This window comes from Brevundimonas mediterranea (assembly GCF_014196125.1).
GTDB classification, from domain to species: Bacteria; Pseudomonadota; Alphaproteobacteria; order Caulobacterales; family Caulobacteraceae; genus Brevundimonas; species Brevundimonas mediterranea.
In genome coordinates this window covers 520,598-533,012 of sequence record NZ_JACIDA010000002.1, presented here as the reverse complement: position 1 = coordinate 533,012, position 12,415 = coordinate 520,598, and the positions used below count along the sequence as shown (strand labels likewise).

The 12,415-nt window shown below is 67.9% G+C and carries 11 protein-coding genes; 5 read left to right on the top strand and 6 right to left on the bottom strand.

Features of this window, described 5'->3' with window-relative positions; translation table 11 throughout:
* Positions 1-13 precede the first annotated feature (13 nt).
* Positions 14-1,657: a chaperonin GroEL gene (gene groL / locus GGR11_RS11405; RefSeq protein ID WP_008264422.1), complete on the top strand. Its 1,644-nt coding sequence runs from the start codon at positions 14-16 to the stop codon at positions 1,655-1,657.
* A 717-nt stretch (positions 1,658-2,374) separates the two neighbouring features.
* On the opposite strand, the gene GGR11_RS11400 is transcribed toward groL, so the two are convergent.
* Complete coding sequence (locus GGR11_RS11400) at positions 2,375-3,112, bottom strand: glycosyltransferase family 2 protein (RefSeq protein WP_183197096.1); 738 nt, start codon at positions 3,110-3,112, stop codon at positions 2,375-2,377.
* A 76-nt stretch (positions 3,113-3,188) separates the two neighbouring features.
* Between GGR11_RS11400 and GGR11_RS11395 the strand changes: the two genes are divergently transcribed.
* The 3 genes from GGR11_RS11395 to GGR11_RS11385 all read left to right on the top strand — a co-directional run bounded on the left by GGR11_RS11395 (position 3,189) and on the right by GGR11_RS11385 (position 6,301).
* Positions 3,189-4,877, top strand: a complete 1,689-nt coding sequence (locus GGR11_RS11395; RefSeq protein ID WP_183197094.1) for an ArnT family glycosyltransferase — start codon at positions 3,189-3,191, stop codon at positions 4,875-4,877.
* The gene (locus GGR11_RS11390) at positions 4,874-5,788 is read left to right on the top strand and encodes a hydroxymethylglutaryl-CoA lyase (RefSeq protein ID WP_183197092.1); all 915 of its coding nucleotides are present in this window, start codon (positions 4,874-4,876) and stop codon (positions 5,786-5,788) included. The genes GGR11_RS11395 and GGR11_RS11390 overlap by 4 nt, the downstream gene beginning before the upstream one ends.
* 90 nt (positions 5,789-5,878) lie before the next feature.
* Positions 5,879-6,301: a hypothetical protein gene (locus GGR11_RS11385; RefSeq protein WP_183197090.1), complete on the top strand. Its 423-nt coding sequence runs from the start codon at positions 5,879-5,881 to the stop codon at positions 6,299-6,301.
* 184 nt (positions 6,302-6,485) lie between these two features.
* On the opposite strand, the gene GGR11_RS11380 is transcribed toward GGR11_RS11385, so the two are convergent.
* The 3 genes from GGR11_RS11380 to trhA form a co-directional block, all read right to left on the bottom strand.
* Positions 6,486-6,845: a hypothetical protein gene (locus GGR11_RS11380; RefSeq protein ID WP_183197088.1), complete on the bottom strand. Its 360-nt coding sequence runs from the start codon at positions 6,843-6,845 to the stop codon at positions 6,486-6,488.
* Positions 6,842-7,465 (bottom strand): polyhydroxyalkanoate synthesis repressor PhaR, encoded by a 624-nt coding sequence (gene phaR / locus GGR11_RS11375; RefSeq protein WP_183197086.1) that lies wholly within the window; start codon positions 7,463-7,465, stop codon positions 6,842-6,844. The genes GGR11_RS11380 and phaR overlap by 4 nt, the downstream gene beginning before the upstream one ends.
* Positions 7,466-7,567: 102 nt before the next feature.
* On the bottom strand, positions 7,568-8,281 hold the full coding sequence (gene trhA, locus GGR11_RS11370) for a PAQR family membrane homeostasis protein TrhA (protein WP_183197084.1): 714 nt from the start codon (positions 8,279-8,281) through the stop codon (positions 7,568-7,570).
* A 157-nt stretch (positions 8,282-8,438) separates the two neighbouring features.
* Between trhA and GGR11_RS11365 the strand changes: the two genes are divergently transcribed.
* The gene (locus GGR11_RS11365) at positions 8,439-9,614 is read left to right on the top strand and encodes an acetyl-CoA C-acetyltransferase (RefSeq protein WP_183197082.1); all 1,176 of its coding nucleotides are present in this window, start codon (positions 8,439-8,441) and stop codon (positions 9,612-9,614) included.
* 52 nt (positions 9,615-9,666) lie between these two features.
* On the opposite strand, the gene GGR11_RS11360 is transcribed toward GGR11_RS11365, so the two are convergent.
* Positions 9,667-11,271 carry a M20/M25/M40 family metallo-hydrolase gene (locus GGR11_RS11360; RefSeq protein ID WP_183197080.1) on the bottom strand — a complete coding sequence of 535 codons (1,605 nt, stop codon included), beginning with the start codon at positions 11,269-11,271 and terminating at the stop codon, positions 9,667-9,669.
* 84 nt (positions 11,272-11,355) lie between these two features.
* Entirely contained in the window at positions 11,356-12,330 is a 975-nt protein-coding gene (gene htpX / locus GGR11_RS11355) for a zinc metalloprotease HtpX (RefSeq protein ID WP_183197078.1), read from the bottom strand.
* Positions 12,331-12,415 lie beyond the last annotated feature (85 nt).

The following is a 12,415-nucleotide window of genomic DNA, read 5'->3' as shown; positions in this document are numbered from 1 at the left end:
AGGAGCTGCCCGCATGGCCGCTAAAATCGTACAGTTCAACACCGACGCGCGCGACAAGATGCTGCGCGGCGTCAACGTGCTCGCCAACGCCGTCAAGGTGACCCTGGGTCCCAAGGGCCGCAACGTCGTGATCCAGAAGTCCTTCGGCGCCCCGCGCTCGACCAAGGACGGCGTCTCGGTCGCCAAAGAGATCGAGCTGGAAGACGCCTTCGAGAACATGGGCGCCCAGATGATCCGCGAAGTCGCGTCGAAGACGAACGACAAGGCGGGTGACGGCACCACCACCGCGACCGTCCTGGCGCAATCGATCGTGCAGGAAGGCCTCAAGGCCGTCGCCGCCGGCATGAACCCGATGGATCTGAAGCGCGGCATCGACAAGGCCGTCACCGCCGTCCTCGCCGACATCAAGGCTTCGGCCAAGAAGGTCGAGAATAACTCCGAGATCGCCCAGGTCGGCACCATCTCGGCCAACGGCGACGCTGAAGTCGGCGAAATGATCGCCAAGGCCATGGCCAAGGTCGGCAACGAAGGCGTCATCACGGTTGAAGAAGCCAAGACCGCCGAGACCGAGCTGGACGTCGTCGAAGGCATGCAGTTCGACCGCGGCTACCTGAGCCCTTACTTCATCACCAACGCCGACAAGATGGAGGTTCAACTCGAAGAGCCCCTGATCCTGCTGTTCGAGAAGAAGCTGTCGTCGCTGCAGGCCATGCTGCCGATCCTGGAAGCCGTCGTGCAATCGGGCCGTCCGCTGGTGATCATCGCCGAGGACATCGAAGGCGAGGCCCTGGCCACCCTGGTGGTCAACAAGCTGCGGGGCGGCCTGCGCGTCGCCGCCGTCAAGGCTCCGGGCTTCGGCGATCGCCGCAAGGCCATGCTGGAAGACATCGCCATCCTGACTGGCGGCCAGGTCATCTCGGAAGACCTGGGCATCAAGCTTGAGAACGTCACGATCGACATGCTCGGCAAGGCCAAGAAAGTCACGATCACCAAGGACGACACCACCATCGTGGACGGCGTTGGCGGCAAGGAAGAGATCGAGGCCCGCATCGGCCAGATCAAGCGCCAGATCGAGGACACCACCTCGGACTACGACAAGGAAAAGCTGCAGGAACGTCTGGCCAAGCTGGCCGGCGGCGTCGCCGTCATCCGCGTCGGCGGCTCGACCGAAGTCGAAGTGAAGGAAAAGAAGGACCGCGTCGACGACGCCCTGAACGCCACGCGTGCAGCCGTTGAAGAAGGCATCGTCCCCGGCGGCGGCATCGCCCTGCTGAAGGCGACCAAGGCGCTTGACGGCCTGACCGGCGACAACGCCGACCAGACCGCCGGCATCGCCATCATCCGTCGCGCCATCCAGGCCCCGATCCGTCAGATCGTGGAAAACGCCGGCGTCGAAGGCTCGATCGTCGTGGGCAAGGTGCTGGAAAACAGCTCCGCCACCTACGGCTTCAACGCCCAGACGGAAGAGTACGGCGACCTGGTCGCCATGGGCGTGATCGACCCGGCCAAGGTGGTTCGCACCGCCCTGACCGACGCCGCCTCGGTGGCCTCGATCCTGATCACGACCGAAGCGGCCGTCGCCGACGCCCCCAAGAAGGGCGGCTCCTCGGCCCCCGACATGGGTGGAATGGGCGGCATGGGCGGCATGGACTTCTAAGTCCAAGCCACTCCAGCTCAGGCTGAAAGGCAGAAGGGCGGGACCGCAAGGTCCCGCCCTTTTCGTTTGACGTCGGCGAGGGGTGACGCGCCCCCTCCGTCACGGCGCTCTGCGCCGCGCCACCTCCCCCAAGGGGGGAGGATCTCCGTCGTCCCATTCCTCCCCCCTTGGGGAGGTGGATCGCCGGCGAAGCCGGCGAGACGGAGGGGGCCCGAACGTGATCAACAATCCCACCCAACTGTCACAATGACGCTGCCTCACCCCCAGCAATTCCAACGGCTTGTCAGATTCTCGCCCCGACTTTCCCGCCAGGGTTCCCCCACCCCCTATAATCCGCCCCGGTCTCGTCGCTTGGAGGGCTCGTAAGGCCTGCGACCTTGCGGCGGCGGGAGCGGATGGAACGGGAGCGGGGGTGAAATCCCTCCGCGCCGACGGCGACACATGGTGCGCCGCCGGAGGGTCGAGGGGGATACTCGGCCGCACTCGGGACAGGGTTCGCAGACCTTGCCGACCCGTCGCAGGCTTATGGGGTTAGGCGATAAGACCGCCACCGCTCGGCGCCCCGAGCTTGCAGGCCAACCTTCCGCGCGGGGCGTCAAACCTTCGTCGAAACGGTACTCAACACTCCAAACTCCGGGCGAAGGCCCGGCGCCCCGCCCAGCCCTCCGCTTCCAAAGGGCCTCAAACTCCGCCGAAGGGACGGAGCGTTTCGCCGTGTCAGAATTCCGAAATGGCGCCCGGACGGCGCGACCGGGTCTTCAGCCACATGACGCCCAGCAGGTCCGAGAAGGAGGCCCGCAGCCGGCCCCAGTTGGTGTATTTCGACTGGCCCGTCTCGCGGTGGCGGTGGTCCACGTCGAGGTACTGGTTCCGGAACCCCTCGCGGATCATCAGGGCCGGCAGATAGCGGTGGATGTGATCGAAATAGGGAAGGCGCAGGAAGACGTCGCGGCGGAAGGCCTTCAGACCGCAGCCGGTGTCGTCGGCGTCGTCGCCCAGCAGGCGGCGGCGGATGCGGTTGGCCCAGATCGAGGCCTGGCGCTTGGCCTGGCTGTCCTGGCGCTTGGCGCGGCGGCCGCCGACCAGGCCGACGTCGGCCGGCGCGGCCAGCAGGGCGTCGACCAGGCGCGGGGCGTCGGCCGGGGGGTTCTGGCCGTCGCCGTCCATGGTGACGACCACGGGGGCGCGGGCCGCCAGCACCCCGGTGCGGACCGCCCGGCTCTGGCCCGCATTGGTCCCGTGGGCCAGGACCCGCAGGGCCGGCAGTTCGGCCATGGCGGCCCTGAGCTCAGCCAGGGTCGCGTCCCTGGAGGCGTCGTCGACGAAGATCATCTCATAGGATCGCCCGGCGAAGGCCGCCGCGATCTCGCGGGCCAGGGGCACGGCGGCGCCCGCCTCGTCATGGACGGGCACGACGACGGAGATCAGAGGCGCAGGGCTGTTTTCGGCGGTCATGGCCGCTCCATAGACGAGATCGACGGCTTAGGGGAGACGGCTGACGACGGGCCGGTCGCCGTGTAAGGAGTCTCTCATGAAGACTTTCGATCTGGATCGCCGCATCGCCGGCTGGAAAGGTCCGCTCCTGGCGGCCCTGCTGACGCTGATCGCCGGCCTGCCCGGCCTGCTGCTGCTGCCGCCGCTGGACCGCGACGAGAGCCGCTTCGCCCAGGCCACGTCCCAGATGCTGGAGAGCGGCGACTATGTCGATATTCGCTATCAGGACGAGCCGCGCTGGAAGAAGCCGGTCGGCATCTACTGGATGCAGGCCGTCGCCGTCGCCCTGACCTCGGATGTCGAGGATCGCGACATCGCCCCTTACCGGATTCCGTCCCTGCTCGGCGCCATGCTGGCCGCCTGGGCCGTGGCCTGGGCCGGATCGGCTCTGTTGGGCGCCCGCGTCGGCTTCTTCGGCGGCGCGATCATGGGGGCCACCTTCCTGCTGTCGACCGAGGCGGGCATCGCCAAGACCGACGCCATGCTGTGCGGCGCCACCACCTTGGCCATGGCGGCCCTGGCGCGGATCTATATGGCGACCCGGGCCGGGGAACGGCCGATCCGGCCGCACAAGCTGCTGTTCTGGATCGGGGTCGGCCTGTCGATCCTGATCAAGGGACCGATCGGGCTTCTGGTCATCGCCCTGGCCGTGATCGCCCTGTCGATCTGGGACCGGAACATCAAATGGCTGTCCCGCCTCGGCTGGGGCTGGGGCCTGCCCCTGGTCGCCCTGATGGTCGGGCCCTGGGCCATCGCCATCACCATCGCCACCGACGGCGGCTTCTGGCGCGAAGCCATCGGCGGCGACCTGGCCCCCAAGATCGCCGGCGCCCACGAAAGCCATTCGGGCTTCCCCGGCCTGTATCTGCTGCTGGCGCCCCTGCTCTTCTTCCCCTCGACCCTGCTGCTGCCGGCCGCCGTCTCGACCGGCTGGAGCCGGCGGGCCGAGCCGGCCATCCGCTTCCTGGTCTGCTGGCTGGTTCCCGGCTGGCTGATGTTCGAACTGGCCCCGACCAAGCTGTGGCACTACACCCTGCCGACCTTCGGAGCCCTGGCCCTGCTGGCCGCCGCCGCCCTGGCGCGGCCCATCGGCAAGGTCTCGCGCATCACCGGCGCGGCCCTGGCCCTGTTCGCCGCCCTGCTGATCATCGGCGTCACCGTCTATGGGCTGACGGTCTATGGCACCTCGACGGCCCAGACCTGGGCCGCCCTGACCGTGGTCACGACCCTGGCGGCGGCGGCCATGGGCGCCTTCCTGCTGCTGAACCGGGCACCGGTCGCGGCCCTGGTCGCGTCCCTGGCCTTCGGCATCGTGGCCCATGGCGCCCTGGCCGGGACCATCCGTCAGCTGCGCCCCCTGGCCATCGCCCCCCAGCTGGAGAAGACGCTGGAGGCCGCCGACCTGCATCCGCGCCAGGGCCGCACCCCCGGCCCGGTGGCCATCACCACCTATCATGAGCCCAGCTTCGTCTTCCTGACCGGCCGGGACACGGACCTGACCGACGCCGAGGGCGCCGCCCGCGCCCTGGCCGAGGGACGGCCCGCCATCGTCGAGGCGCGCGACGCCGACGCCTTCCGCGACGCCGCCGGCCGGTTAGGGGTTTCGGGCCGGGCCGTCGGGGTGGTGCGGGGCTACAACTATTCGGGCGGGGACGAGATGACCCTGACCGTCTATGCGCCGCCGCCTCGGCCCGGAACAGGCGATGACGCAGGCGAAGCCCCATGAGCCGGTTCGTCCAGATCGTCGAAGTGGGGCCCCGCGACGGGCTGCAGAACGAGAAAACCGTGCTGGACCCCGCCGTCCGCGCCGATCTGGTGCGGCGGCTGGAAGCGGCCGGCGCCCGACGGATCGAGGCCGTCTCCTTCGTCCATCCCAGATATGTGCCGCAGATGGCGGGCGCAGAAGCCGTCATGGCCGCCCTGCCGCACGCAACGGGCCGCAGCCGCATCGGCCTGGTCCTGAACGGCAAGGGCTATGACCGGGCCCTGGCGACCGGGGTGGACGAGGTCAATGTCTCGGTGGCCGCCACCGACGGCTTCGGCCTGAAGAACCAGGGCCTGTCGGTGAAGGACCAGCTGGCCATGCTGGGCGAGATCGTCGCCCGTCGGCACAATGCGGAAGCCTCGGACGGCGCCCCGTCCCTGTCGGCCATGATCTCGTGCGTCTGGGGCTGTCCATTCGAGGGCGAGGTCTCGGTGGATCAGGTGACGGACGTGGTCGGGGCCTTGGCGGACCTGGGCGTCGCAGAGATCGGCCTGGCCGACACCATCGGCGCCGGCGATCCCTGGGCCGTGACGCGCAAGGTCGAGGCGGCCCGCAAGGCCGCGCCCGACGCCGTGCTCCGCCTGCATTTCCACGACACCCGCAACACCGGCCTGGCCAACGCCTACGCCGGGGTCGAGGCCGGGATCGACGTGCTGGACGCCTCGGTCGGCGGCATCGGCGGCTGTCCTTTCGCCCCGGGCGCCACCGGCAATATCGCCACCGAGGACCTGGTCTATATGTTGGCGCGCGGCGGATTCGAGACCGGCTATGATCTGGACGCCCTGATCGCCACGGCCCGCTGGATCGGCGAGGCCCTCGGCCGCCCGGCCCCGTCCGCCCTCAGCCGCGCAGGCGGATTTCCCCGCCACTGAGGGCGCCGTCACACCTCCGGCGTGGCGAAACCGGTCAAATAGAGTTAATCAAGCTTAACAAGCGCAGCCGTTGCGCCGGGGAGGACCGCCATGCTGATCGCCATACCCCTGCTGCTGATCCCGGTGATCCTGTACAATATCGTCGTGCTGTTCGGCGCCCCGGGCGACATGGGCATGGCCCAGGCCGACGCCCTGTTGCGTGATCCGATGTTCTCCATCCCGATGGCGTCCGGCGCCCAGTGGAATATCGGTTCGGGCGACCTGATCCTGTTCCTGGGCCTGATCCTGCTGTTCTTCGAGCTGATCAAGTCGACCTCCAGCCAGAAGGTCGCCATCGTCAATCACGCCCTGTCGATGGTCCTGTTCATCGTCGTTCTGGTCGAGTTCCTGCTGATCCGCGGCTTCGCCACCTCGACCTTCTTCCTGATCGTGGTGATGATCCTGCTGGACGTCCTGGCCGGCTTCATCGTCACCATCATCTCGTCCCGCAAGGACTTCGACCTGGCGGGCTGACGGGTGCGGGCCTCAAGTCGCCCGAAGGGCGATAGGCCCCCTAAGAAAAAGCCGTAAAGATCAGGGCCACGACGGCGACGTCGAAAACCTTGGCGGCGAGATGAAGCGCGGGCATGGGCTGGTCCGAAAAGAGGCGTCCTGCCCCCGCCCCAGCAAACCCCGTGCCGCTTGGACCCTGCGGCGATCAGATGTCGGTCTTGGCCGCCTGGCCGGCCGGAGGGCGACGCTCGGCCTCGCCCGAATATTCGGTCCCCAGATAGGCGGCGCGGGCGGCGCCCAGCACGGGTGGGCCGCCGCGCAGACCGCGCTTCTGGCCGCGCTGTCCCATCTGCTGCGCGAAAAAGGCGGCCGCCCCCGGCTCGGCCGCCACATGGACGGCAGGTCTTGCCGGGGCGGTTTCGGGCTTGAACTCGGGTTCGGCGGGTTCGATCGGGACCAGGGCGCGGGACGCCTCATGCTCGGCCCGCCGCTCGCGTTCCCGGCGCTCGCCTTCGCGGCGATCGATCCGCTCAGGCCCGCCGACCGCCCGGATGCGCTCGGTCATATCGCCTTCGCCCCGCCCGCCAGACGATCGATCTGGGCGCGCATCTCGTCCATCTGGCGACGCATCTCGTCCAAGGCGTCAGGCGCCGCTGGAGCCCCGTCCCCGGTTTCAGTCGTCATCGCCTGGGACTCGGTCCGGGAATAGCCGAAGGCCGGGAACATCTGCATGGCCCGTTCGAACATGGCCATGTTCGCCTTGGCCGCCTCCTCCATCAGGGTCGCGCCCGACCCCGTGCCGAAGGCCCGGCTCATCTGACTGGCGAACTGTTCCTGCTGGCGGCCGAAATTGGCCAGCGACATCTCCAGATAGGAGGGCAGAACCCCCTGCATGGAGCCGCCGTAAAATCCGATCAGCTGGCGCAGGAACTGAACCGGCAACAGGGCTTCGCCCCGGCTCTCTTCCTCGAAGATGATCTGGGTCAGGATCTGACGGGTCAGGTCGTCATTGGTCTTGGCGTCATAGACGACGAACTCGGTGCCTTCGCGCACCATGGCGGCCAGGTCCTCCAGCGTCACATAGGCGCTGGTCCGCGTATTATAGAGCCTGCGGTTCGCATACTTCTTGATGACGACCTGGGCGCCGTCGCCGTGTTTTCCACCCTTGATCTTTTCGTCAGCCACGCTTGTTCTCGCGATGTTGCAACGCGTCACTATCCTCCGTTGCGACGCGATGCGCCAGAGGGGGGTTTCGGCGGCCTAAAGACGCAGGGATCGGACGGATATCTAGTGGCTCATCGCCGGGGCCAGCACGACACCCACCAGAACCGCCGTCCAGTGGACCGTCGCGCCGGTGACGACGAAGCCGTGCCAGATGGCGCGGCGGAAACGCACCTTGGGGCTGATGAAGACCAGGACGCCGGCGGTGTAAATCAGACCGCCGATCACCAGCAGGGCCAGGGCGACCGGATGGACCGTCTCGACCATGGGCTTGAGCGCGGCCACGGCCAGCCAGCCGAACACCACATAGACGCCGCTCCAGAACTTGTCGGAAATGCGTGGCGCGAACAGTTTCACCCCGGCGCCCACGAAGGCCAGGGTCCAGATCAGGGCGGTGAAACCGACCGACCACAGTCCTTCGAATCTTTGGGTGGTGAAGGGCGTATAACTGCCGGCGATCATCAGGAAGATGGCCGCCTCGTCGAGCCGTCGCAGCACGGGTCGCGCGGCGCAGGGCCTGGTCCAGTTGTAAATCGTCGAAGCGGTCAGCATGCCGACCAGACACAGGGCGTAGATGGCCGTGGCCATGACCCCGCCGATTCCGGCGTAGACTCCCGCCAGACCGGCCAGGATGACGCCCCCGACCGCCGCCAGCATCAGACCGACGACATGGACCCAGAGGTCCGCCAGTCTTTCGGCGCGCGTCTGGTAGTGCTCGATCATGTCCAGCTCGTCCGGCGTGCAGACGTGGGCGGCGAAGCGTTTCAGCGTGCGGAGCATGGCCAATCAAATCCGGGATCGTCCGTATCGTTCCTCCAGAATGCGCCGACAGGGTGACGAATGACTGAATCTGCGGCGGTCTGTTTCGGCCACAGGTGACGAAGCCGCCGGGATGCGGCAAAACGGCAACTCATTATTCCGCATCGAGTGAAATCCCATGACCGAGGTCGTCATCGTCTCCGCCGCCCGCACGCCCGTCGGGTCCTTCCTGGGGGCCCTGTCCGCGCTGCCGGCGTCGAAACTGGGCGAGGTCGCCATTCGGGCGGCGCTGGAACGGGCGGGCGTCTCGGGCGATGAGGTCGATGAGGTGATCCTGGGCCATGTGCTGCAGGCCGCCGCCGGACAGGGCCCGGCCCGTCAGGCCGCAATCGGCGCCGGCGTGCGCCAGGCGGCGACGGCCTGGAGCCTGAACCAGATCTGCGGCTCGGGCCTGCGCGCCGTGGCCATCGCCGCCCAGCAGATCGCGCTGGGCGATGCGAAGATCGTCGTCGCCGGCGGCCAGGAGAGCATGAGCCAGGCGCCGCACGCCCAGCAGCTCCGCGCCGGCCACAAGATGGGCGACGTCGCCTTGATCGACACCATGATCCAGGATGGGCTGTGGGACGCCTTCAACGGCTATCACATGGGCCAGACGGCCGAGAATATCGCCGACAAGTGGGCCATCACCCGTGAGGCCCAGGACGAATTCGCCCTCGCCAGCCAGAACAAGGCCGAGGCGGCGCAAAACGCAGGTCGGTTCGACGCCGAGATCGTTCCGGTCGTCATTCCCGGCAAGAAGGGCGACGTCGTCGTCGACAAGGACGAATACATCCGCCACGGCGCGACCATCGAGCTGATGCAGAAACTGCGGCCGGCCTTCGCCAAGGAGGGCAGCGTCACCGCCGCCAACGCCTCAGGCCTGAACGACGGCGCCGCCGCCCTGGTGCTGATGAGCGCCGATGAGGCGAAGGCCCGCGGCCTGGAGCCCCTGGCCCGCATCGCCTCCTACGCCACCGCCGGGGTCGACCCGTCGATCATGGGCACGGGGCCGATCCCCGCCTCGAAGAAGGCGCTGGAAAAGGCGGGCTGGACCGTCGCTAACCTGGATCTGGTGGAATCCAACGAGGCCTTCGCCGCCCAGAGCCTGTGCGTGGTCAAGGAACTGGGCCTCGACCCGGCCAAGGTCAACGTCAACGGCGGCGCCATCGCCATCGGCCATCCCATCGGCGCCTCGGGCGCCCGCATCCTGACCACCCTGCTGTTCGAAATGAAACGATCGGGCGCCAAGAAGGGCCTGGCGACCCTGTGCATCGGCGGCGGCATGGGCGTGGCCCTGTGCGTCGAGCGCGACTGACCCGGTAAAAAAGGGGGCTGCGTTCCCGCCGCCCCCTCATCAGGCGTCGATCTCAGTCCGCCGGATATTCGAACGGATCGCTGGGCGTGGGTTGGGTCGGCAGCGGCATGCGCGGCAGGGGCTCGTCACGATTGGCGGCGTTCAGCAGGAAGCTGGCCAGAATGACGGCCGCCTGACGCATATCCTCGGCCTTCAGGTGGTCATAGCTGTCGATGCTGGTGTGGTGCAGGCGGCTGGAATAGTCGAGCGGGTCCTGGATGAACTGATAGCCGGGGATGCCGACGGTCTGCATATAGACGTGGTCGGTGCCGCCGGACGGGCGCAGGGAGACGGTCGTGGCCCCCATGCTGGCGAAGGGCGCCAGCCATTCCTGGAAGATCGGCGCGGCGGCGACATTGCCCTCGGCATTGATACCGCGAATCTTGCCCGAGCCATTGTCGATGTTGAAATAGGCGACCAGATCGCCATAGCCGGGGCGCGGTTCGACCGGCCAGCGGTTGCGCCAGGTGCGATTGTTGGGCAGGGCCGCCAAGGCCGGATCGGTCGCAGGCGCGCGCGTCGCCAGATGCTGGTCCACATAGGCCAGGGAGCCCAATATGCCCTGTTCCTCGCCGCTCCACAGGGCGAAGCGGATGGTGCGCTTGGGCCGGACGCCCAGGGTTTTGAGGATACGCGCCGCCTCCATGACGACCGCGCTGCCGGCCGCGTTGTCCACTGCGCCGTCCGAAGCTACCCAACTGTCCAGGTGGGCGCCGGCCATGACATATTCAGCGCCCCGCGCCGTGCCGGGGATGTCGGCCAGGATGTTGTAGGCGTTGACGTCCTCGTCGTGGAACCGGACCTCGCTGTTCAGCTCCAGGGTCGGCGGCGCATCGGTCAGGGCGAGACGCGCGAGGCGGCGATAGTCCTCGGCCGCCAGCTCCATCCCCGCCAGCTTCGGCGTGGCTCCCACCTGATAGGTGTAGCCTGTGCCGTGCAGCAGGCCGCCGTCGCGCTGGGAGATCTTCACCCAGGCCAGGGCGCCCTGTTCGACCAGGAAGGCGTCCAGCTTGGCGGCGAAGTCAGCGGTCTCCAGCTGCTTCTGGATGGCGATGGGGGAATACTGCGGCTGGGAATAGGTGTTCCGCTCGGCCAGTTCGGCGCTGGTCCAGCGTTTGAAGGCCGGTTCCGTCGGCTCGGACCCCGTGCCGGGTTGCGACAGCATGACGATCTTGCCGGACAGCTTGCCGCGCCATTTGTCGAAGTCCTCGACCTTGGAGATCGGGGCGACGATCACCCCGCCGCTGATCGTGCCGTTGGTCGACGGGGTCCAGGCCACCGGGATGGCGCGCAGGTCCAGCGGGCGCGGCGCCGTCATGCGGGCGCTGGAGTGGACGATGGACCAGCCCCGGCCGAACTCGAACCCTTCCGCCCGGACATTGGACAGGCCCCAGTCGCGGAACCGCTGCTGAGACCATTGTTCGGCCTCGCGCATCTGCGGGGAGTTGGTCATCCGCCCGCCGATCCGGTCGGTCAGATAGGCCGCAGTCTGCATGACCTGGCTGTGGTTCAGCCCCTGGTCGATGATGCCGTTGACGACGACCCGATCCACCGACTGGGCGGCGACGGGCGTGGCGAGCAGAGCGGCAGCGGAAACGAAGGCAAGCAGACGCGACATGGAACCCCCTTGTTTGGTCAGGCCCGCATCTGAATTGATCCGCACGCCTAGCGCAAACGGCAAAAGCGGCCCAAAGCGCGGCGATCAGCCCCAGGGTCCGCGTGGCTCCGGCGGCGTGGTCGGCACGCCGGTGATCGTGCGACGTGGCGTGACAGGAACCGCCGAGACGAACGGCGTCGTCGCCGCCGCGCGAGGGCGCATCCCCGTCTTGGCGCCCAGCTCCGCCAAGGCGCGCACCCGGTTGACCGTGGCCGGATGGGTCGAGAACAGGTTGTCGGCGCCGCGTCCCGCCAGAGGATTGATGATGAACATCTGGCCCGAGGCCGGATTGCGTTCGGCCGTCGGATTGTGGATCCGCTTCGCGTAGGCGTCGATCTTCTGCAGGGCCGAGGCCAGGGCCTGGGGGTCGCCGGCGATCTCGGCGCCGATACGGTCGGCCTCGTATTCGCGGCCCCGGCTGATCGCCATCTGCACCAGGCCGGCGGCCATGGGCGCCAGGATCATCAGGGCCAGGGTTCCGATGATGCCGCCCGGTCGCTCGCGGTCCTCGCCGCCGCCGAAAAACAGCGCGAAATTGGCCAGGGCGGCGATGGCGCCGGCGATGGTGGCGGTCACCGTCATGATCAGGGTGTCGTGGTTCTTCACATGGGCCAGTTCGTGCGCCATCACCCCGCGCACCTCCTCGCGCGTCAGCATGTCCAGCAGGCCGGTGGTGGCGCAGACGGCGGCCCGTTCCGGATTGCGGCCGGTGGCGAAGGCGTTGGGCTGGTCGTTGGGAATGATGGCGACCTGGGGCTGGGGCAGGCCGGCGTCGCGGGCCATCTGGCGCACATCGGCGACATAGTTGCGCACCACCGCATTCGGATGTTGCTCGTCGACCGGCTGGGCCCGGTACATCTTCAGCACGATCTTGTCGGCGTTCCAGTAGCTGAACAGGTTCATCCCGCCGGCGAACACCAGGGCCACGGCCATGCCCGTCGCGCCGCCGATCAGATAACCCACCCCCCCGAACAGGGCGGTCAAGGCGGCCAGAAGGATGAAGGTCTTCAGATGGTTCATCGTCGTTCCATCCGCGATCATCCGGTTTCTCTGGCGTCGCGGCTTCAATCGACTATTTGAGGCCATGAGACGCCGCCCTCAAGGG